Source organism: Amycolatopsis australiensis (assembly GCF_900119165.1).
Lineage (GTDB): Bacteria > Actinomycetota > Actinomycetes > Mycobacteriales > Pseudonocardiaceae > Amycolatopsis > Amycolatopsis australiensis.
In genome coordinates this window covers 7,064,834-7,085,901 of record NZ_FPJG01000006.1, presented here as the reverse complement: position 1 = coordinate 7,085,901, position 21,068 = coordinate 7,064,834, and the positions used below count along the sequence as shown (strand labels likewise).

17 protein-coding genes and 1 pseudogene are annotated in these 21,068 nt (G+C 70.4%); 16 read left to right on the top strand and 2 right to left on the bottom strand.

What is annotated here, in order from left to right; translation table 11 throughout:
- Positions 1-4: 4 nt before the first annotated feature.
- From BT341_RS47505 to ligD, 16 genes and pseudogenes are all read left to right on the top strand, one after another.
- Positions 5-5,332: pseudogene (locus BT341_RS47505) on the top strand (SDR family NAD(P)-dependent oxidoreductase); the annotation flags it as partial.
- 34 nt (positions 5,333-5,366) lie between these two features.
- Complete coding sequence (locus BT341_RS34410) at positions 5,367-6,392, top strand: GDP-mannose 4,6-dehydratase (protein WP_072480209.1); 1,026 nt, start codon at positions 5,367-5,369, stop codon at positions 6,390-6,392.
- A 201-nt stretch (positions 6,393-6,593) separates the two neighbouring features.
- A complete protein-coding gene (gene ccrA / locus BT341_RS34405) occupies positions 6,594-7,940 on the top strand; it encodes a crotonyl-CoA carboxylase/reductase (RefSeq protein ID WP_072480208.1) in 1,347 nt (448 codons plus the stop codon).
- A gap of 11 nt (positions 7,941-7,951) precedes the next feature.
- Positions 7,952-8,941, top strand: a complete 990-nt coding sequence (locus BT341_RS34400) for a 3-oxoacyl-ACP synthase III family protein (protein ID WP_072480207.1) — start codon at positions 7,952-7,954, stop codon at positions 8,939-8,941.
- Positions 8,938-9,801 carry a 3-hydroxybutyryl-CoA dehydrogenase gene (locus tag BT341_RS34395; protein WP_072480206.1) on the top strand — a complete coding sequence of 288 codons (864 nt, stop codon included), beginning with the start codon at positions 8,938-8,940 and terminating at the stop codon, positions 9,799-9,801. The genes BT341_RS34400 and BT341_RS34395 overlap by 4 nt, the downstream gene beginning before the upstream one ends.
- A 19-nt stretch (positions 9,802-9,820) precedes the next feature.
- On the top strand, positions 9,821-11,092 hold the full coding sequence (locus tag BT341_RS34390; RefSeq protein WP_072480205.1) for a UDP-glucose dehydrogenase family protein: 1,272 nt from the start codon (positions 9,821-9,823) through the stop codon (positions 11,090-11,092).
- A 278-nt stretch (positions 11,093-11,370) separates the two neighbouring features.
- Positions 11,371-11,730: a hypothetical protein gene (locus BT341_RS44745; RefSeq protein ID WP_143168744.1), complete on the top strand. Its 360-nt coding sequence runs from the start codon at positions 11,371-11,373 to the stop codon at positions 11,728-11,730.
- A gap of 233 nt (positions 11,731-11,963) precedes the next feature.
- On the top strand, positions 11,964-12,827 hold the full coding sequence (locus BT341_RS34385; protein WP_072480204.1) for a hypothetical protein: 864 nt from the start codon (positions 11,964-11,966) through the stop codon (positions 12,825-12,827).
- Between the two features lie 49 nt (positions 12,828-12,876).
- Entirely contained in the window at positions 12,877-13,812 is a 936-nt protein-coding gene (locus BT341_RS34380) for a conjugal transfer protein (protein WP_072480203.1), read from the top strand.
- A 16-nt stretch (positions 13,813-13,828) separates the two neighbouring features.
- Complete coding sequence (locus BT341_RS34375) at positions 13,829-14,068, top strand: hypothetical protein (protein WP_072480202.1); 240 nt, start codon at positions 13,829-13,831, stop codon at positions 14,066-14,068.
- Between the two features lie 172 nt (positions 14,069-14,240).
- Positions 14,241-14,369, top strand: a complete 129-nt coding sequence (locus tag BT341_RS47500; RefSeq protein WP_281256024.1) for a hypothetical protein — start codon at positions 14,241-14,243, stop codon at positions 14,367-14,369.
- Complete coding sequence (locus BT341_RS34365; protein WP_245805217.1) at positions 14,366-14,692, top strand: helix-turn-helix domain-containing protein; 327 nt, start codon at positions 14,366-14,368, stop codon at positions 14,690-14,692. The genes BT341_RS47500 and BT341_RS34365 overlap by 4 nt, the downstream gene beginning before the upstream one ends.
- Entirely contained in the window at positions 14,689-15,552 is an 864-nt protein-coding gene (locus tag BT341_RS44735; RefSeq protein WP_143168743.1) for a hypothetical protein, read from the top strand. The genes BT341_RS34365 and BT341_RS44735 overlap by 4 nt, the downstream gene beginning before the upstream one ends.
- Positions 15,553-15,787: 235 nt before the next feature.
- Positions 15,788-16,321, top strand: coding sequence for a TetR/AcrR family transcriptional regulator (locus BT341_RS34360; protein ID WP_245805216.1), 534 nt, complete (start codon positions 15,788-15,790; stop codon positions 16,319-16,321).
- Positions 16,322-16,421: 100 nt separating this feature from the next.
- Positions 16,422-17,279 (top strand): NmrA family NAD(P)-binding protein, encoded by an 858-nt coding sequence (locus BT341_RS34355; RefSeq protein ID WP_072477543.1) that lies wholly within the window; start codon positions 16,422-16,424, stop codon positions 17,277-17,279.
- Positions 17,280-17,576: 297 nt separating this feature from the next.
- Complete coding sequence (ligD, locus tag BT341_RS34350) at positions 17,577-19,640, top strand: DNA ligase D (RefSeq protein ID WP_072480198.1); 2,064 nt, start codon at positions 17,577-17,579, stop codon at positions 19,638-19,640.
- Positions 19,641-19,839: 199 nt separating this feature from the next.
- Here ligD and BT341_RS46985 read toward each other — a convergent pair whose 3' ends face one another.
- Both BT341_RS46985 and BT341_RS34340 read right to left on the bottom strand, forming a co-directional pair.
- The gene (locus BT341_RS46985; protein ID WP_245805215.1) at positions 19,840-20,052 is read right to left on the bottom strand and encodes a nucleotidyl cyclase domain-containing protein; all 213 of its coding nucleotides are present in this window, start codon (positions 20,050-20,052) and stop codon (positions 19,840-19,842) included.
- Between the two features lie 77 nt (positions 20,053-20,129).
- Positions 20,130-20,981, bottom strand: a complete 852-nt coding sequence (locus BT341_RS34340) for an SAM-dependent methyltransferase (RefSeq protein ID WP_072480196.1) — start codon at positions 20,979-20,981, stop codon at positions 20,130-20,132.
- Positions 20,982-21,068: the final 87 nt, after the last annotated feature.

Sequence of the window (21,068 nt, the reverse complement as noted above, 5' to 3'; positions counted from 1 at the left end):
AGGCAAGCTGCGCGAGTACCTCAAGCGCACGATCGGCGAGCTGCAGCAGGCCCGCCGCCGGATCGACCGGCTGGCGGCCAGGGAGCACGAGCCGGTCGCCATCGTCGGGATGAGCTGCCGCTACCCCGGCGGCGTCCGCACCCCGGACGACCTCTGGCGGCTGGTGGCCGAGGGCGGCGACGGGATCGGCGCGTTCCCCGCCGACCGTGGCTGGGACCTGGACACGCTGTACCACCCGGACCCGGACCACCCGGGCACGAGCTATGCGCGGGAGTCGGGCTTCCTCTACGACGCCGCGGAGTTCGACGCCGGGTTCTTCCGCATTTCGCCGCGCGAGGCGCTGGCGATGGACCCCCAGCAGCGGCTGTTGCTGGAGGCCACGTGGGAGGCGGTCGAGCACGCGAGGATCGACCCGAGCTCGCTGAAGAAGGAGCCCGTCGGCGTCTACATCGGATACAGCGGCCAGGACTACAGCAGCGTGCTGCTGGCTTCGGACGAGCCGGCCGCGGGGTTCGTGGGCACGGGCAACGCGTCGAGCATGGTCTCGGGTCGCCTCGCGTACGCGCTGGGCCTGGTCGGCGCGGCCGTCACGGTCGACGCGGCCTGCTCGTCGTCCCTGGTGGCTCTGCACCTGGCGGCGCAGGCATTGCGGGCGGACGAGTGTTCGCTGGCGATCGCCGGCGGCGTGACGCTGATGTGCACCCCCATGGCGTTCCTGGAGTTCTCGCGCCAGCGCGGCTTGTCGGCCTCGGGCCGGTGCCGGGCGTTCGACGACACCGCCGACGGGACGGCGTTCTCCGAAGGCCTCGGGTTGCTGGTGGTGGAGCGGCTGTCCGACGCCCGCCGCAACGGCCACCGCGTGCTGGCCGTGCTTCGCGGCTCGGCGGTCAATTCCGACGGCGCGTCCAACGGCATCACGGCCCCGAACGGCCCGGCCCAGCAACGGGTGATCCGCCAGGCACTGGCGGCGGCCGGACTGTCCACAGCGGACATCGACGTGGTCGAGGCGCACGGGACGGGCACGGTGCTGGGCGATCCGATCGAGGCGCAGGCGTTGCTGGCCACCTACGGGCAGAACCGGGATCGGCCGCTGTGGCTGGGGTCGGTGAAGTCGAACATCGGCCACACGCAAGCCGCCGCGGGCGCGGCCGGGGTGATCAAAATGGTCCAGGCTCTGCGGCACGGAGTGTTGCCGCGCACGCTCCACGCGGAGACGCCCACGACGCACGTGGACTGGTCGGCGGGAGCGGTGGAGCTGCTGACGGAGGAACACCCCTGGCCGGCGGAGGGCGGCCGCTTGCGTCGGGCGGGGGTTTCGGCGTTCGGGATCAGCGGGACTAACGCCCACGTGATCCTGGAGGAGCCACCGGCCGTGGATGCAGATCAGGCTGCGGCGCCTGCTACGGACACGCCTGTGGGGGTGCTGCTCGCCGCCGCTGACGGGGTCGGTGCAGTGCAGGCTGCCGCCGCTGCCCGGCCTCTTGCGCCACCGCCCGATGTCGGCGACCGGACCGCGGAGGTTCTGCCCGCCGCCACCGGTGAGCTCGCGCCGCAACCCGCCACCGTGCCGTGGCTGCTTTCCGCCAAGACCGATGCCGCTCTCCGAGCCCAAGCCGACCGGCTGACCGGCCACCTCGCCGCGCAACCGGACCTCCGGACCACCGATGTCGGCCTGTCGCTCGCCGTCACGCGAGCGGGGCTCGAACGCCGGGCCGTCGTCGTCGGCGCCGGCCGCTCAGAACTCGCCGCCGGTGTCTCCGCGGTCGCCGCCGGTGTGTCCGCGCCCGGGGTCGTGACCGGTACCGCCGCGAGTGCCGGGCCGGGGCCCGTCCTCGTCTTCCCCGGCCAAGGTTCCCAATGGCTCGGCATGGCCGTGGACCTGCTCGACGCCTCGCCCGTGTTCGCCGCCCGCTGGGCCGAGTGCGAGGCTGCCCTGAGCAACTTCGTGGACTGGTCCCTGACCGAAACCGCGCGATCCGCCGACCCCGCGAGCATGGACCGCGTCGACGTCGTGCAGCCCCTGCTGTGGGCGGTGATGGTCGCCCTGGCCGGGCTGTGGCGGTGGGTCGGTATCGAGCCGGCCGCCGTGATCGGGCATTCCCAAGGCGAGATCGCCGCCGCCGTGGTGGCCGGTGCGCTGTCCCTCGAGGACGGTGCCCGGGTCGTTGCCTTGCGGGCCAAGGCCGTCACCGAGCTGGCGGGCACCGGCGGCATGCTCTCGGTACCGCTGCCGGCGGCCGAGGTCGAAGCCGGGCTCGATCCGCGGCTGGCCGTGGCGGCGGTGAACGGCCCCGCGGTGACCGTCGTCTCCGGTGAGGTCGCCGCCCTCGACGAGGCGCAAGCCCGGTGGAAGGCCGCCGGGGTGCGGGTTCGCCGTGTTCCGGTCGACTACGCGTCGCACTCGCCGCAGGTCGAGGCCATCCGGGCGCGGATCCTCGCCGAGCTCGCCCCCGTCAAACCCTCCACTGTGGACGTCACGTTCTTCTCGACCCTGACCGGTCACGCGCTCGACACCGCCGAGCTCACCGCCGACTACTGGTACCGCAACCTGCGCGCCACCGTGCGGTTCGAAGACGCAGTCCGCGCCGCCGCGGCCGCCGGGCACACCGCCTTCGTCGAAGCGTCCGCCCACCCCGTGCTGACCCTCGGGATCCAGCAAACGCTCGAAGACGCCGGCACCGTGCTGCCCACCCTGCGCCGCGACCACGGCGACGTGCCCCAGCTGCTGACCGCCTTCGGCGAGGCGTGGACCCGCGGCCTGCCGGTCGCCTGGGAGCGGGTCATCGCCCCGTCCGGCGCGCGCCCCGTCGACTTGCCCACCTATGCCTTCCAACGTGAACGCCACTGGCCGCGGCGGGCCGCCCGGGCCGCAGGCAAGTGGGCCTACCGCACGGAGTGGGTGCCGCTGACCGTGCCCGGCGGCCGCACGCTCTCCGGCACCTGGGTGGTGGTGTCCGACAGGAACGGTGGCGAGCAGGCCGCCGACGTCGAACTCGCGCTCAAGCGGCACGGCGCCGACGTGCAGGCCGTCGCCCTCGGGCCCGGTGCGACCCGCACCGGCCTCGCCGCAGCACTGCGGGACGCGGGCGAGATCGCCGGTGTCGTCTCGGCTTTCGTGCCCGGCTCAAGCCTGGCCGAGCTGCTCGCCCTGGTGCAGGCGATGGGCGACGCCACGACCCGCGTTCCACTGTGGACACTGACGGCCGGTGCGGTGAGCACCGGGCTCGCCGACCCGCTCGCCGACCCCTTCGGCGCCCAGGCCTGGGGCCTGGGCCGGGTGGTGGCGCTGGAGTACCCCGGTCTGGCCGGCGGGCTCGTGGACGTGCCGTCCCGGCTGGACGAACGCGCCGGCGACCGGCTGGCCGCGGTGCTGGCCGGCGCGGCGGCGGAGGACCAGCTGGCGATCCGGCCGGACGGCGTGTTCGGCCGCCGGCTGCGGCCGGCCTCCCCGGCGTCCGGCGAGAACGGGGAGCCGCTGTCGGGCACCGCGCTGGTCGTCGGCGGGGCGGCCTCGATCGGCGTGCACGCCGCCCGCTGGCTGGCCACCGCCGGGATCGAGCACCTGGTCCTGATCTCCCGGCTCGGCACGAGCCACCCCGAGCTCGAAGCCGAACTGCGCGGCGCGGGCGTGCGGGTCAGCTTCGCTTCGTGCGACGCCACCGACGCCGACGCCCTCACCGAGCTGCTCGCCGGCCTCGCGGCGGACGGTGACCGGGTCCGGTCCGTCGTCTACGCCGCCGGCGGCCTCGACGGCGGCGTGCTCGGCACCCTTGACCCGGCCCGGCTCGACGCCACGCTGGCGGCCAAGTCCGGCATGGTCGTCACCCTGCACGAGCTGACCCGCGAGCTCGACCTCGACGCATTCGTGCTGTTCTCCTCCCTCACCGGGACGTGCGGCGTCGGCGGGCAAGGCGCCAAGGGCGCGGCGAACGCGTTCCTGGACGCCTTCGCCGAGTACCGCCGCGCCCTCGGACTGCCGGCCACCTCGATCGCCTGGGGCCTGTGGGACGACGGCGGCGAAGACGGCATGGCCGCGCAGGCCGCGCGGCTGGGCCTGCGCCCGATGCCGCCGGTGCGGGCAGTCGAAGCGCTCGGCCACGCGCTGCACGGCGGCCCGGCCACCACCCTGGTGGCCGATGTGGACTGGACCCGGTTCACCGCCATCGTCGCCGGCTCCCCGGAGAACCACGCCTACGACGAGCTTGTCACCCGCCCGGGCGCGGTCGCCGAGCCGGTCCTGCGCGCCGCCGACGAGGCTTCCGTGCTGGCGCTGGTCCGCACCGAAGCGGCCGCGGTACTCGGCTACGCGAGCCCCGACCTGATCGAGACCGGTCGGCCGTTCGCCGAACTGGGCATCGACTCACTGACCGCGATGGAACTGCGCAACCGGCTCGCGGCGGGCACCGGGCTCACCTTGGCGCCGGGCGTGGTCTTCGAGCACCCGACGCCGGGGGAGCTGGCCGCGTGGCTGAGCACCGAATTCGGCGGTGGCCAGGCGGAACCGGCCGCGCCCGACGGGCTCGGCGAGCTGTTCCGCGAGGCCGTCCGGACCGGCCGGGCGGGGGAGTTCACACTCGGGCTCACCGCCCTGTCCGGCTTCCGCCCGGTCTACCACCAGCCGGGAGACACCCCGGTGCCGCCGCCGGTCCGCCTCGCGGAAGGCCACTCGCCGCTCAAGGTGATCGCCTGCTGCGGCTTCGTGGCGGCGGCGGGACCACACGAGTTCGTCCGGTTCGCGGGCGGGCTGCGCGGCAGGCGGGACGTCTGGGCGGTGCCGCTGCCCGGTTACCGGCCCGGTGAGCGGGTGGCCGCCGACCTGCCCGCGCTGCTGGCCGTGCAGGCCGCCGCCGTCCTCGAGCTGGCGGACGGCGAGCCGTTCGCACTGCTCGGGCACTCCGGGGGCGCGGTGATCGCCCAGGCGCTCGCCACCCACCTGGAAACCGGCGGCCACGGGCCCGCCGCCGTGGTGCTCGGCGACATGTACGGCTCCGACACCATGAGCTCGATCCTGACCTGGGCACGGGAACTGACCGGCGGCGTGCTGGAGCGCGACGGCGCGTTCGTCGCGCTCGACGACACCCGCCTCACCGCGGGCGCGGCGCACGCGAAGCTCTTCGACACCTGGCTGCCCGAACCCACCGCCGCGCCGACCCTGCTCCTGCGCGCCACCGAACCGCTCGGCGCCTGGGACGGCGAAGAAGGCGCATGGCAAGCGTCCCTGAACTTTCCGCACACGGTGATCGACGTGCCGGGAAACCACTTCACGATGATGCGCGATCACGCCGCAACGGCCGCCGACGCGGTCGACGAATGGCTCGCCGGCCTCGGCTGAGCTCCTGTCAGGACACACGAGTCTGGGGAAAACCATGACGAAACGGGCTTTGATCACCGGGATCACCGGCCAGGACGGCTCCTACCTCGCCGAGCACCTGCTTGCCGAAGGCTACGAGGTCTGGGGCGTGATCCGGGGACAGGCGAACCCGCACCGCTCCCGGATCGACCGCCTGCTGTCGGAGGTGAAGCTGGTCGAAGGGGACCTGCTCGACCAGAGCAGCCTGGTCAAGGCCGTAGACCTCGCCCAGCCCGACGAGGTCTACAACCTCGCCGCGATCTCCTACGTGCCGCTTTCGTGGCAGCAGAGCGAACTCACCGGCGGCGTGACCGGGCTCGGCGTGCTGCGCATGCTCGAAGCCATCCGGATGGTCAGCGACTTCGGCGGCTCGCGGACGCCGACGGGCCGGCAGATCCGGTTCTACCAGGCATCCTCTTCGGAGATGTTCGGCAAGGTCGCCGAGACGCCGCAGCACGAGCGGACCATCTTCCACCCGCGCAGCCCCTACGGCGTCGCCAAGACCTACGGCCACTTCATCACCAAGAACTACCGCGAGTCCTTCGGCATGTTCGGGGTGTCCGGCATCCTGTTCAACCACGAATCGCCCCGCCGGGGCACCGAGTTCATCACCCGCAAGATCACCCTTGCCGCCGCCCGGATCAGCCTGGGACAGCAGGCGAAGCTGCCGCTGGGGAACATGGACGCCAAGCGCGACTGGGGGTTCGCCGGCGACTACGTCGAGGCCATGCGGCTGATGCTGCAGCACGAGCAGCCACAGGACTACGTCATCGGCACGGGGGTGATGCACTCGGTCAAGGACGTGCTCACCATCGCGTTCGACGCGGTCGGGCTGAACTGGCACGACTACGTCTACCTCGACCCGCAGCTGGTCCGGCCGGCCGAAGTGGACACTCTGTGCGCCAACGCGGAAAAGGCCGAAGCCGAGCTCGGCTGGAAGCCTTCGGTGCAGTTCCGGGAACTCATCGAAATGATGGTCGAAGCCGACTTGCGGCGGGCAAGCCGCATCCGGCGTGACGAAGACGAACCCGACCAGTGGTGATCGCCTCGGGGCGGATGAGGGGGTGGGCGCCCGGCGATGAGGGGTGTCCGGCGGGCGGGGACGTCGGTAGCGTTTCCCTTGCCGGGCCTCAGGCACGGAACGACTTCCGCCGCCAGGCACCGGAATTTTCACGCGCGGCCGGACGGTGGACGCCATCGAGCGAGTTCTCGGTCGCTCAATCGAATTTCTGATAGGGGCCCGATGAGTTCTTTGGCAACCGCACCGGCCGCGGCCGTGACACCCGCGGATCCGGTGGACACCACGCTCCCGGCCGACTACGTGGCCGCGCACCTGCGCGTCGAAGACGTGGACATGTTCCGCGGGGTCGGCGACAAGGACGTCCGCAAGTCGCTGCGCGTCGGCCGCGTGCCGATGCCCGAGCTGGCGCCCGACGAGGTGCTGATCGGCGTGCAGGCCGCCGCGGTCAACTACAACACCGTGTGGTCGTCGATGTTCGAACCGCTGCCCACCTTCAAGTTCCTGGCGCAGTACGGGAAACAGGGCGGCTGGGCGGCGCGGCACGACCGGCCGTATCACGTGGTCGGGTCCGACGCCGCCGGGGTGGTGGTGCGGACCGGGTCGAACGTGCGCCGCTGGAAGGCGGGCGATCACGTGGTGGTGAACCCGATCCAGATCGACCCGGAGGAGCCGGAGGCCCAAGCCGATGCCATGCTCGGCGACCACCGGGCTTGGGGGTTCGAGACCAACTTCGGTTCGCTCGCCGAGTATTCGGTGGTGCGGGCCAGCCAGCTGCTGCCGAAGCCGGCCCACCTGACCTGGGAAGAGGCTGCGGCCAACCCGCTGTGCGCCGGAACCGCGTACCGGATGCTCGTCGGCGACCGCGGGGCCCGGATCAAGCAGGGCGACGTCGTGCTCATCTGGGGCGCGGCGGGCGGCCTGGGCGCGTACGCGGTGCAGTTCGTGAAGAACGGCGGCGGGATCCCGGTCGGCGTGGTCAGTTCCGGCGAGAAGGCGGAGTTCGTCCGCCGGCTCGGCTGCGACGTCGTGATCGACCGCACCGAGCTGGGGCTGACCGGCCGCACGGCCGACGACCCGGCCGAGGTGGTCAAGGTGGGCAAGCGCCTCGGCGGCGTCATTCGCCGCGAGACCGGCGAGGACCCGCACGTCGTGTTCGAACACACCGGCCGCGCCACCTTCGGCGTGTCGATGTTCGTGCTGCGGCGCGGCGGCGCCATCGTCACCTGCGGGTCGAGCTCGGGGTACCAGCACGCCTACGACAACCGGTATCTGTGGATGCGGCTGAAGAAGGTGATCGGCAGTCACGCATCGAACCTGCTCGAAGCCACCGAATGCAACCGCCTCTTCGCCCTGGGCCGCGTGGTGCCCGCCCTGTCGGCGCTCTACCCACTGTCCGAAGTGGCCGGAGCGGCGCGCCAGGTCCAGGAGAACAGCCACTTCGGCAAGGTCGGCGTGCTGTGCCAGGCACCCCGGCCCGGCCTCGGCGTCACGGACCCGGATCTGCGCGCACGGATCGGCGAGGAACGGCTCAACCCGGCCCGGCTGCGGCTGGACGGCTGGACGGCGTGAAGGGGAACGCAATGGCCATCGGCATTCTGGGCACCGGTTCGTACCTGCCCTCGCGGATCGTGACCAACGACGAGCTCGTCACCTGGGTTCCGGGCGCGACCGCGGAGTGGATCGAGACCAAGACGCTCATCAGGGCGCGGCGCCACGCCGCCGAGGACCAGGCCACCTCGGACCTGGCCGTGCGGGCGGCGGAACGCGCGCTCGAGGCGTCCGGGATTTCTGCGGGGCAACTGGACTTCGTCATCGTGTCCACCTCGACCGGCGACCATCCTCAGCCGCCGACCGCCTGCCGGGTCCAGCAGGCGCTGGGCGCGTACGGCGCGGCCGCGTTCGACATCAACGTGGTGTGCGCCGGGTTCGTGCACGCCACCGCGCTGGCCCAGAGCCTGATCGCGACCCGGCCCGGCGCCCACGTGCTGGTGATCGCCGCCGAGGTGTACTCGCGATTCCTGGACTACCGGGACCGCCGGATCTCCGTGCTGCTCGGCGACGGCGCCGGGGCCGCGGTGCTCGGCGCGGTCCGCGACGGCGGCATCCTCGACGTGGAGATGGCCACCGACGGCGGGTCGGCCGACCTGATCATCGTCGAAGCCGGTGGCAGCCGCCGGCCGACCACGGCGGAAACCGCGGTCGAGCTCGGCCACACGGTCAAGATGAACGGCCGCGCCGTCCGGGAGTTCGTGCTCGAACACGTGCCGCCGGCCATCGGCAAGCTGCTCGCGCGCGCCGGGGTCCGGCCGGACGAGATCGACCACTTCGTGCCGCACCAGCCGAACGGCAGGCTGCTCGCCGAGCTCGTCGAAGCCTGCGGCCTGCAGGGAGCGCAGACCCACACGACGTTGGCCGACTACGCGAACACGGGCAGCGCGTCGGTGCCCGTGACTCTGGACGCCGCGGTGCAGTCGGGTGCCATCGGCGGTGGCGACCTGGTGCTGCTCAGCGGGTTCGGCGGTGGCATGTCCACCGGCACCTGCCTGCTGCGCTGGACGGAGGCGGCATGAGCGAGGACATCACCAGGGTCGGCGTCGCCGGCTGCGGCGTGATGGGCGCGGGACTGGCCGAGACGTGCGCACGCGCCGGGCTCGACGTGCTCGTCCTGGCCAGGACGGCGGAATCGGCGGCTCGCGGCGAGCGCCGGGTGCTGAAGTCGATCGGCCGGGCCGTCGAAACCGGCAAGCTCACCGAGGGGGAACGGGACGCCGCGCTGGCCGCGCTGAAGTTCACCACCGATGCCGCCGACCTGCACGACCGGCAGTTCGTGCTCGAGGCGATCGTCGAGAGCGAGCCGGAGAAGTCGGCGCTGTTCAAGGAACTCGGCGACCACGTGACCGACGCGCACGCGATCTTCGCGTCGACCACGTCGGCCATCCCGATCACCAGGCTGGCCGGAGCCATGAATCGGCCGGGCCGGTTCATCGGCACGCACTTTTTCAATCCTGCGCCGGTCATGCGGCTGGTCGAGGTGACGGCGTCGCTGCTCACCGAGGACGACGTCGTGACCCGCACCGAAGCGTTCGTCACCGGCGTACTCGGCAAGGAAGTGGTGCGCTCGCAGGACCGGGCCGGCTTCGTGGTCAACACGCTGCTCGTCCCGTACCTGCTGGCTGCAGTGCGCATGGTCGAGTCCGGCTTCGCCACGGCCGAGGACGTCGACAAGGGCATGACGCTCGGCTGCGCCCACCCGATGGGCCCGCTGCGCCTGATCGACCTTATCGGCGTGGACACGGTCGTCGGGGCCGGCCGTGCGCTCTACGAGGAGTTCCTGGATCCCTCCTGCGCCCCGCCCGCGCTGCTGTTGCGCATGGCCGACGCAGGCCTGCTCGGCAAGAAGACCGGGCGCGGCTTCTACGACTACCGCTGACCGCGGCCGGGGGAATGAGATGTTCGCCAGAAGGATCGCGGTCGTCGGCACCGGCTATGTCGGGCTGACGACCGGTGCGTGCCTAGCGTCACTCGGTCACCGCGTGGTGTGCGCGGACTCGGATGCGGCCAAGGTGGCGCGGCTGCAGGCAGGCCGGGTGACCATCCCGGAGCCGGGGCTGCCCGAACTGGTCACCGCCGGGTTGGCGGCGGGACGGCTCGAGTTCGTGCTCGGAGCGACCCAGGCGGTGGGTAACGCCGAAGTGGTGTTCCTGTGTGTCCCGACCCCGATGGGTGAGGGCGGCGCCGCTGATCTGCGGGCGGTGGAATCGGTGATCGCCGAGGTTGGTGCCCGGCTGCCGCGTGGCTGCATACTGGTCAACAAGTCAACCGTCCCAGTCGGCACAGCGGCCAAGATCGCAGAGCTCTTGGACCGAGACGACGTTGCGGTTGTGTCGAACCCGGAGTTCTTGCGCGAGGGTTCGGCGGTCGAGGACTTCCTGGACCCGGACCGGATCGTCGTAGGCTCGGACGCCGAGGATGCGGCGGAACGCGTTGTCGCATTGTACACCCGGTTGGGTGCACCGTCCGTGCTCACCGACGCTGCCAGTTCGGAACTGGTGAAGTACGCCGCCAACTGTTTTCTCGCCATGAAGCTTTCGTACGTCAACGCAATGGCAGAACTGTGCGAGCGCCTCGGTGCCGACATCGCCGACGTCACCGAGGGCATGGGCTACGACCGGCGCATCGGACAGTCGTTCCTCCGCCCGGGTCCTGGCTGGGGTGGCTCGTGCCTGCCCAAGGACACTTATGCACTGGCACAGGTCGCTCGCGTGGCGGGCGTCGAATTTCCGTTACTCGAAGCGACCATCGACACGAATACTCGGCAGCGGCAACTTGTGCTTGGCAAGATCCGCGCAGCGGCCGGCGGATCGTTGCGCGGAAAGCGGATCGGCATGCTCGGTTTGGCCTTCAAAGCAGGGACCGACGACCTGCGTGACTCGCCCGCGCTGGCCGTCGCGGAACTGCTGGCCGCGGAGGGTGCCGAGTTGTCCGCATATGACCCGGCGATCTCCGGCGAGGTGCCTGGCATTCTGACGACCGACGACCCCTATCAGGCGGTCAAGGGGGCGGCGGTCATTGTGCTGCTCACGGAATGGCCGGAGTTCAGAGGCCTTGACTGGGGCCGGATCGGCGAGATGGCGCAGGCCCCAGTCGTCGACACCCGCAACCACCTCGACCCCGACGTGGTACGGCTTGCCGGTCTGGCCTGGATCGGGATCGGTCGTTGAACATTCGAACCCTTAACTACGACTTCTGAACCCGCGGCCGCGCGCTACTGGCCGGTGGAGTCCGCGAGGTCCCGAAGCTCTTCGGATCGCCGGTAACGCGAATGCGTGCAGGCATGGGAGAGTCGGGAACTGGATAGGTCGCCGGGCCGCCACCTGCGGGGATTGCGTCAGACAGCGCCTGCAAGCATGCCCAAGCCCGTGCTCTGCGGACTCGTGCACTAAGCCGGGCACCGCAGCTCGCACGCGCACGCCTGCGCTGGTTCACGTCGCCTTCCGGCGTGATCATCGGGCGGCCACCGGCCAGTTGCACTCCAGGGGAGTCGCTCGCCCGGATCCAGCTGTGGGCCGAAGCACTCGGCCTCAGTAGCCTCACCGACTGCGCCGCGGCGAGCTCTTACGTCGGAGTCATCGACCGCTACCGGATTCTTCTTGAAGTGCAGTCGTCTGCCCAGAGGACCACGGTGTTCGCCGGCACGATCGCAGCCGCGCGGCGGCAGGCCCTGCCGGCATTCAGCCGACTCGTCACTCTGCCGGACGCGGTCGGCGGACGGCATACACGGATCGACGAGCGCGCTCGCGGCAACCAGACGGTCGTTGACGCAGGCCGCTTTGCAGGAACTCTAGACGAACTACTTTGAGTCCAAGCTGCGGAGTTCCGGTACGTCTGGCAGCCGACTGATCTGCGAAACCCCTCCGCCACAATTGCAAGGCCTGACCATTCGCCTCGCTTGGCACGAACGGTTCAACGTCGCCCGCACGAGTGAACTGTCGCTTGCCCTTGCCTCGGAGCAAGGTTTGGGACCAGCAACGGAGAGAGTACTTGTCCTAACGCTGGCTCGGATCTTGTCATCCGAGCGAAGGAGCCGGCGTCATGACCAGCCGATCCACAGCGAACAGCCCGTTGACCATGCTGCAGAAGCAGTTCAGGGAGCCGCGCGTCGTCGCGAGGTTCGACCAGGCCTTGCGTGATTGGTCCACCGAAGAGCCGGCACTGGCGGACGTCAGGTGCCATCGGGATCTGGTCGAGGTGTTGGCGACGCGCGACTACGTCCGGCACGACGCCGTGCTTCACGCGCTTCTTGCCCGTGCGGCGGTGGCGGGTGCTGCTGGCGTGGTGGCGACCGAGATGGTGGTGAACGCGATGCTGCCGGTGGTGCCGGGCATCGTCGGCCGGGTCGTCCGGGCTGCCCGGGCGGCTGCCGGTGGAGTCGGTGCCCGGCGCGGGGTGACCGGCGGGGGTGTCTCGTCCAATGAAGACAGCCGAGACATCCAGGCGTCGGTGATCGGGCACCTGTGGGAGCAGTCTCGCTGCTATCCGCTGCGGCGTCGCCACCATGTGGCGGCGAATCTCATGCGCGAGACCCAGCGCGCGGCGCAGCGAGACTTCGGTGTCGATCACGGCCAAGCTGCTGCGGACGTCGTCAGCATGGACGACGACGAGGTCCACCGACCTGTGGCCGCCGTCCCGGAGGAGATGGGCGCCTCGGAGGAACTGCTGGGGCTGCTGTCCTGGGCGGTGGAGGAGGAACGGCTCGACGATCACGCCGCCACGATCCTGACCACCCGGTACTTCGGCGGTCCGGTCGGCCGGGACGGGGTGGCCACGGACCGGCAGATCGGCGCGCTGATCGGGCTGAGCCAGCCGACCATCACCCGGCACCGCCAGCGCGCGTTCGAGCAGCTGGCCGAGGCCGCGGCGGAGTTCCCGGGCCGCGACCTGCCATGGGCGGGCTGAATCACACCTCGTTCCTGGCAGCATGCCTCCGGCAGCGGGAGGAGTGATCATGATCCGTTTTCGTGACCGTGCGGCACACGGCCGGAATCCGCTGGCCACGCTGCTGCCGGATGCGGACGTGGAACCGGCCCTGCGCGGCGTGACCCGCCGAGCGGGCCGGGTGGCGGCGTGGCTGGCTGTGCTGGCCAGTCCGGTGCTGACGATCGCCGGTCTCGTTGTTCTTCAGCCTGCGGGTGCGCCGCCGATGCGGGACGGCGGCGCACCCGCGCCCTCCGCCACGCCGGAGGGGTGGGCCGAGATGTACGTGCGCTCGTGGCTCTCGGCGACGCGAGACGATCTCGCCGGGCTCGAGACCTTCTACCCGCAGGGAGCGAAGCCGCAGCGGGCCATCGGGACGCAGGTCCCGATCGACACGGCGGTGGTCTCGGCGGTCTCGCCCGCGGCGGGGGTGTGGTCGGTCGTGGTGGTCGCTGACGTCTTGGTTCTGCAGCCGGACGGCCAGCGCGCGGCGAGGCTGCTGTGCGCTCAGGTCGCCATGGCCGGCACCGAGGGCGCCTACTCGGCCACGGCGTTGCCGTCGCCGGTCGCCTGCCCGCGCACGGGGGCGGCCGTTGCGTTGGCGTACGACGAGGCCGGAGAGCCGGCCGGGCCGATCGGGCAGTCGGTGACCGGCTTCCTCGGCGCCTACCTGGCGGGGCAAGGGCAGCTGGAGCGGTTCGTCAGCCCCGGAGCAAGCCTTGCCCCGCCGCAGCCGGCGCCGTTCGCCGCCGTTCAGCTCGTCGAGCTGCGGACCCACGAGAAGTTCGAGCCCGGGCAAGCCGCCCGGCCGCTCGACGGGACCGCCGTCCACGTCCTGGTGCACGCCGCGGCGGTGGACGCGACGGGGCAGAGCACGCCGGTCGACTACACGCTCACGCTGGTGGCGCGGGCGGGCCGGTGGGAGATCAACCGCATCGATCCGGCGCCGCTGCTGGCGGGCCGCTGAGGCCAAGGAGAACGTGATGATGGTGCTGGCTGCGGACGTGCGGTCCTGGCTCGATGCGAACCTGGCCTGGGGTGACCAGTCGGTGCGACGGCTAATCCTGCTCGCGGCGATCGTCGGCGGAATCGGGTTGCTGGTCGGCACGCGCGGGAATTTCACCCGGGCGATCAAGTACGGGGTGATCGCGGCGATCTTCCTGGGCATCCTGCTCAACCTCGACGGGGTCGCCGGGATGTTCGGCGCCTGGTTCACGCATTGACCGCGCCCTGCGGGCGCGGCGATGTCCTGGTCGGCCGCTCCTATACCCGTTCGCGGCGGTTTCCGCGGATGTTCGGGCGGATGCCCGGCCGCGACGGCGGCTACCTGCCCGGCGGCCCGTACACCCTGACCCAGGGCGCGTTGTTGTTGAGTTCGGGTATCCGCCGCGGTTTGTGCAGTTGCAGGTCGGTCACCGCTACGCCAGCACGACCGCGATCTACACCGACGTGTCCGATGAGTTCCGCAACCGGTTGATCGAGCAGGCTCTCGGCGCGCTCGCGCCGGGACTGTGGGAGACATGATGAGCAAGAAGATGACCTTCGAATGGCATCTGCGGATGCGGATGGCCGAACGGGGGATGTTCCAGACCTCCGAGTTGGTGACACCGCTGGCGGAGCGAGGGATCTCGCTGTCGCGAGAACAGGTCTACCGACTGGTGACCACACCACCGCAGCGGCTGTCGATGGACGTGTTCGCCGCCCTATGCGACATCCTCGGCTGCGAGCCGAACGACCTGATCGAGATCAAGGTCGCCCCGGCACAGCAGCAGCGGCGGAAGGCCGCCGGGACCACGGCGACGCCGACGGTGCGCCGCAGCACCATCCGGCGCCCGGACCTGTCATGACCACCTCCACCCACGCCGTCCCGGAATTGTCCACCGCCACCGACCGGGTGCTGGGCGCGCTGGCACAGCACCTGCCGCAGTACAGTCCGGCCGAGCTACGGCTGGCTCTGCGGATGGCCCGCGTCGATACCGGCGACCTGCCCGAGCTGGCGGTGTTCCTGGAGCAGCACGATGATGCCCTGGCCGTCTCGCGGTCGGCCGTGCCGGCTGGCTATCCGCCGCTGGCGCACGTGCTGTCGGTGACCACCGCCGCGCCGGTCGCGACGCCTCGCTGCGCCGCGTGCGGCCGCGCCTCGTTCTTCCTGCCCCATCTGACACTCGACGGGAGGTGGTGTCTGGCCTGCGTCCATCAGAAGCGACCACGTCGCCAAGGTCGCGTCCGCGAGCCGTGCGCGTTCTGTACCAAGGTTTCTCGCGTCCAGGCACGCTGGCCCAGAGGCACGGTCGGGCTGTGCTGCTACCACAAGGTGCTGCGGAGCCGGACGCCCTGCGGCGGGTGTGGCCGGGTTCTCCCGCTCATCGGCCTCAGCCCTGACCGTATGCCGGTGTGCGGGCCGTGCGCAGGGAGCCCGCGGGACTTCGCCTGCCGGACCTGTGGCCGAACCGGCGACAACCATTCGGCGAATGCCTGCACACGCTGCGCGTTGTCCGCACGTGTTGCCGCGGTACTGACCGGTCCCGAGGGGACCATCGCCGGACACTGGGAGGTCCTGCGGGAGAAGCTGACCACGACCGCCGACGGAGTGCGTCGGTGTCAACTGTCACTTGGCCCATCTTCTCCGAAGCAGGTGCGGAACGCAGAGACCAGCAGCCGCGTTCGCGCGGCGAGGGATCAGCGGCATGAGCGCTCACTTGGTTGAGGGCGCAGTCAGGTTGTCCGTTCCAGCAGCTGTGTGAGCTTCTTCGGCGCGACGCGGTCGGCCTCGGAAGGGCGTCGGCGTGGTTGGCGGCCGTGACCAAATCGAAGTTGATGTCCGCCGCACACAGGGTTACATTAGATTACGTGTCCGTGTCGTTTCATAAATCGAGGTGAGTGTGCCTGGTATCCGCGACGCCGAGCCTGTCCGGGGCAGACCACGCGACGCCGGCCGTGACGTGGCGATCCTCAACGCGACGCTGAAACTGCTGGTCGAGGTCGGATATGACCAGTTGTCCATTGAGGCGGTTGCGGCCGAGGCCGGGGTCGGCAAGCCGACGGTCTACCGCCGCCACGCCGACAAGGCCGCGCTGGTGGCCGCGGCGGTCGAGCACCGCGCGGCGAGCGTGCCTCCCGCGATTCGGACCGCAGATCTCCGGCAGGCCCTACTGCAGACCGTGGAATGGCTGGCCGAGCAGATCGCAGGGCAGGAGATCGGGCTGCTCGGCGCTCTGTTCGCCGGCATGCGCAGCGATCCGGACCTGGCCGCGGAAATGCGGCGGATCCGGCGACGTGACGAAGCGGCGATGACCGAGCAGTCATTCGGTGGCGTGCGGGGCGTACACCTCGTCCCCGGAGCAGCAGCACTGTTCGCCGAGATCGTTCCGGCGCTTATCGTGCACCGGCTCGTGTTCGTCGGGGAGCCCAGCGACGAGGGCTTCGTTGAGCACATCGTGGACGACATCTTGCTGCCGCTGCTCCAGCGCGAGTGAGTGGTGAAGCGCGCCTTTGTCCGGCCTGACGGCCGACGGAATCCCGATATCGGGACGGACCGAGCGGTACCGACTCCTTAACGCAACGGAGGCAACAATCGTGATCGTCATCACCGGCGCGACCGGCGCCCTGGGCGGCGCTACCGTCGAGCATCTGCTCAAGCGCATCCCCGCGGACCGGATCGGCGTGAGCGTCCGCGACGTCGCCAAGGCACAGCCTTTCGCCGACCGCGGCGTGCGCGTACGGCGTGGCTCCTACGACGACCCGGCCGCACTTCGTGACTCGTTCGAGGGTGCCGAACAGGTACTGCTGGTGTCCCAGAACGACCCCGACGCCGACGGAATCGGCCTACACCGCAATGCAATCAAGGCCGCGGTCGCCGCAGGGGCCCAGCGCATCCTGTACACCAGCCACCAGAACGTGCGCAGCGACAGCCCGTTCGACCCGGCACACGAGCACGCCGGCACCGAAGCACTGCTCGCGCAGTCGGGAGTCGCTTGGACCTCACTTCGCAACGGCTTCTACGCGCACAGTCTCGACTGGCTGCTCGGCCCGTGGCAGCAGACCGGTGTCATCGCCGCGCCAGCCGACGGCCCAGTCTCGTGGACCGACCGCGCCGACGCGGCCGAAGCCACGGCGATCATCCTCACCGGGCAGCGTCCCTTCGACGGTCCTGTCACCCTCACCGCGCGCCATGCCGTCACCTTCGACGACATCGCCACTACGGTCACCGAACTCACCGGTCGCGACATCAGGCGAGTCGTCGTCGACGACGAGCGGTGGCTCGCCGACAAGATCGCGGCCGGCACACCCGAGCCCCTGGCTCACATGCTGATCCGGTTCTTTCACGCTGCCCGAAGCGGCCACTTCGCCGAAACCGACCCACTACTGGCCCAACTCCTCGGCCGCGAACCACGCACGGTCGCCGACCTGCTCACCGACCGGATCAGCGCCTGACCGATCGAAGGTTCCGGCCGGGTCGAGCCGACAGCGAGAGACGGTCAGCAAAGGGCAGCCGAGCGCACGGAACTCAACATGACAGGGCATTGTCCAGGGGTACGGCCTGCGCTTTATGGCCTCCGGGCTGGATTCGGTGGTGGGTTTCCCGCGGCGCTCGGAGCATTGCCGCAGAGGGGTTTGAGGTGGCACCGAGTGTCACCGGTTAGGGCGTTGACCAGCGCAGACCCAGCGAAGCTGCGCCGAACGGGTTACCGTCGAGACACTGCGGTGGTGATTTCGGGACGGAGGCTGCGCATGGCTGGACGTGCTGCGTCGTCCCGGGTCCCGCAGTGGGTTGAGCCGATGCTGGCCAAGGTCGACGGCGGACGGCTCCAACAAGGCCCGGAGTGGGCGTATGAGTACAAACTGGACGGCTACCGGGCCTGCATGCAGACCGCCGCCGACGGCACCACCATGCTCACCAGCCGCAACGGTATCGACTTCACCCACGAGTTCGCCGACCTCGCCGGCGTACTCGCTCCCGCCCTCGACGGCCGCCCGGCGGTGCTGGACGGCGAGATCGTCACCTACAACCAGAACGGACAGATCGACTTCGGGCTCCTTCAAGAACGCCGCGGCCGCTACCAGACCCACCGCGCCTCGACCCGCCGCACCGAGCCGTTCGACGATGCCCCGGTCCGATTCCTTGCCTTCGACCTGCTCCAACTCGGCACGACCTCGCTGCTGCGCGAGCCCTATGAGAAGCGTCGCGCCCAGCTTGCGGCGCTGTCGATGCCGGACCCGTATCGGGTCTCGGTGGTGCGCGGCTTCACTTTCACCGAGCTGGCCGCGGACCGCCGGACCCCGCAGGACCTGCTCGATCATGTCGCGGCCACCGGCCACGAGGGCCTGGTCGCCAAACTGCTCAGCTCGCCTTATCTGCCGGGCAAACGCCCTGCCTACTGGCTCAAGCACGCCTTGATCCAGACCACTGAGGTCATCATCTGCGGGTGGCGGCCGGGGCAGAACCGGTTGTCCGGCTCGCTCGGCGGGCTGCTGCTGGGTGGGCATGACCCGGACACCGGGGAGCTGGTCTACATCGGCGACGTGGGCACCGGCTTCAGTCAAGCCGCCCGAGCGCAGCTGCTTACCCGCCTGGAGGCCATCGAGCGGCGCCGCCACCCGTTCGCGGTGACCCCGCCGCGCGAAGACACCGTCCGCGCCCACTGGGTGCAGCCTGAGCTCGTCGGGGAGGTGGTGTTCCGGCAGTTCACCCGCGGGGCCGGCCGGCTACGCCACACCTCCTGGCGCGGCCTGCGCAAGGACCGCAAACCCGCCGACGTCCTCGCCCCACACGCCCGCGAACGCGTCGACGCCGAGACTGCTCCGGCACCGGGTCGGCGGTCGACCCCGCGTGGAAACGAGCCCAGCCGGGCGGCAGCCGCGCCGGCACAGCTGGGGCCGAAGGTCACCGTCCAGGCCGGGAACCGGCGCCTCACTTTGTCCAACCTCGACAAGCCGCTGTATCCGTCGGGCTTCACCAAGGGTGAGGTCGTCCACTATTACTCGCATGTCGCTGAGGTGCTGTTGCCGCACCTCGCCGGTCGGCCGGTCACGTTCATCCGGTTCCCCGACGGTGTCGGTGAGGGCAAGCAGCAGTTCTTCGAGAAGAACGTGCCCAACGGCGCCCCCGACTGGTTGCCCACCGTCGCGCTGCCGAGCACCGGCTCCCGTTCCGGTCGCGGCGAAGGCACCATCACCTACGCGTTGCTGGAGGAGCTGGCGGCGTTGGTGTGGGCGGCGAACATGGCCGCGCTCGAGCTGCACGTGCCCCAGTGGCAGGTCGATCGTGCCGGTGGGCGGCGTCCGCCGGACCGGCTGGTGTTCGACCTGGATCCGGGGCCCGGGACCTCGATCGTGGACTGCTGCCGGGTCGCCGAACGGCTCCGCGAACTCCTGGCCGCTGGCGGGCTCACCGCGTTCGCGAAGACGTCCGGGTCGAAGGGAATGCAGCTGTACTGCGGCATCTCCACCGACGACCCGGCCACGCCGTCGGCTTACGCCAAGAAGCTCGCCCAGCAGTTAGCCCGCGAGACCCCCGAGACGGTCACCGCGGTCATGGCGAATGCACAGCGCACCGGCCGGGTGTTCATCGACTGGTCCCAGAACAACCCGGCCAAGACCACCATCGCCCCCTACTCCCTGCGCGGCCGCGACCACCCGACCGCCTCCACGCCGATCACCTGGGCCGAAGTCGAGGACTGCTCCCACGTCGCCCAGCTCACCTTCACTGCCGAGGACGTCCTCGACCGCGTCCAGCAGCACGGCGACCTCCTCGCCGAGCTCGACGAGACCAGGGCTCCGCTGCCGGCGCGATGACATAGTTTCCGGCTTCCGCGCTTGGCGTGCAGCGAGGGTAGGGCCCGGCGGCAGGCGGCGGAGTGAAGCGCGGGTGTCCGACTGCTCCCAGCAGGGCGCATCCGCCGGACCCTGCCGAGCGGCGCAGCCAACCGTCGCGGGTAGCGGTCACGCATTCGCTAGACGATCAATGCGCTCTCCGCCGCGGCGATCTGCCTTCTCACTGGGCCTGAGCGGTGACCGTCCGGTCGCGGCCGCGGTCCTTGGCACGGTAGACGGCGTCGTCGACAGCCAGCAGCAGCGAGGTGAGGTTGCCGCCGTGGTCGGGGAACACGGCGGCGCCGATCGAACGACGCTGGGCACGTGCCACCGCGTCGCCGGTCGGGCTGACCTTGCCGTCACCCGCCACCTCGAGGTAAGCGACTCCTCGCATCGGACACGATGCGCCACGGTTGCCTGTAAATCCGTTGAGGTGTGCGTCGGCCGATGGGGTGTGGTCCCCGGCGTTGGTTACGGTTTGCGGGCGACGACGCCGGCGATGCAGCGTTCGACCTGGTTGAGCGGGGTCAGCTTCGGCCCGTCGGGCCACCAGTAGTCGCACAGTTCGAGCGTGGGGTCCTTGCCCGGCCCGGGCGGCATGATCTCCAGGCCGTCGACGAACTCGAGGATTTGCCGTTCCGTGCGGAACTTCCCCGAGCCCATCGGGCTGTGGATGAACAGGTCTTCCATCTTGCGAGCCAGACCGCTCAACTCGTCGGTCTCCGGGTCGAAGAAGTGCGCGATGACCACGAAGGAGCCGCGGGGCAGCGCGGCGATGTAGTCGCGCATCAGGTCGGCGCCGTTGTCGGCGACGTAGTGGTGCAGCGTTCCGACCTGCAGCAAAGCCAGCGGCTGGGTGAAGTCGAGATGCTCACGCACCGTCTCGTTGTTCAAGACGTCCGCGGGTTGGAAGATGTCCGCGGAGACGAAGTGCGTGTTCGGGTTTTCCTCGAGGATGGCCTGGCCGTGGGCGATGACCACCGGGTCGTTGTCGACGTAGACCACCTGGGTGTCCGGGTCGACTCGCTGGGCGATCTGATGGGTGTTCTCCGCGGTGGGCAGGCCGGAGCCGCAGTCGAGGAACTGTTTGATCTTCGCCTGCTGGGCCAGAAACCGCACTGCCCGGGTCAGGAAGTTGCGGTTCGACCAGGCGAGGTCGGCGACTTCGGGGGCTTTCGTGGCGACTTGCCGCAGCACCTCGCGGTCGATGTCGTAGTTGTCCTTGCCGCCGAGTGCGGCGTCGTACACGCGGGCAATGCTGGCCCTGGTGGGATCCACGCCGACCGGGACCGAGCTGGGCGCCAGGAACTCGGACTGCGTCATCTCCACCCTCGCAAACGACCGTTGCTCATTGCTCACTTCAGCGTAGTCAATCGAGTGCGTGGGGTAAACCGGGGGCGAGGCTTGTCG

Coding starts and splice junctions, on each gene's coding strand:
- BT341_RS34410 (WP_072480209.1), top strand. CDS start 5,367: ATGACGAAACGGGCTTTGATCACCGGGATCACCGGCCAGGACGGCTCC.
- ccrA (WP_072480208.1), top strand. CDS start 6,594: ATGAGTTCTTTGGCAACCGCACCGGCCGCGGCCGTGACACCCGCGGAT.
- BT341_RS34400 (WP_072480207.1), top strand. CDS start 7,952: ATGGCCATCGGCATTCTGGGCACCGGTTCGTACCTGCCCTCGCGGATC.
- BT341_RS34395 (WP_072480206.1), top strand. CDS start 8,938: ATGAGCGAGGACATCACCAGGGTCGGCGTCGCCGGCTGCGGCGTGATG.
- BT341_RS34390 (WP_072480205.1), top strand. CDS start 9,821: ATGTTCGCCAGAAGGATCGCGGTCGTCGGCACCGGCTATGTCGGGCTG.
- BT341_RS34385 (WP_072480204.1), top strand. CDS start 11,964: ATGACCAGCCGATCCACAGCGAACAGCCCGTTGACCATGCTGCAGAAG.
- BT341_RS34380 (WP_072480203.1), top strand. CDS start 12,877: ATGATCCGTTTTCGTGACCGTGCGGCACACGGCCGGAATCCGCTGGCC.
- BT341_RS34375 (WP_072480202.1), top strand. CDS start 13,829: ATGATGGTGCTGGCTGCGGACGTGCGGTCCTGGCTCGATGCGAACCTG.
- BT341_RS34365 (WP_245805217.1), top strand. CDS start 14,366: ATGATGAGCAAGAAGATGACCTTCGAATGGCATCTGCGGATGCGGATG.
- BT341_RS44735 (WP_143168743.1), top strand. CDS start 14,689: ATGACCACCTCCACCCACGCCGTCCCGGAATTGTCCACCGCCACCGAC.
- ligD (WP_072480198.1), top strand. CDS start 17,577: ATGGCTGGACGTGCTGCGTCGTCCCGGGTCCCGCAGTGGGTTGAGCCG.
- BT341_RS46985 (WP_245805215.1), bottom strand. CDS start 20,052: ATGCGAGGAGTCGCTTACCTCGAGGTGGCGGGTGACGGCAAGGTCAGC.
- BT341_RS34340 (WP_072480196.1), bottom strand. CDS start 20,981: ATGACGCAGTCCGAGTTCCTGGCGCCCAGCTCGGTCCCGGTCGGCGTG.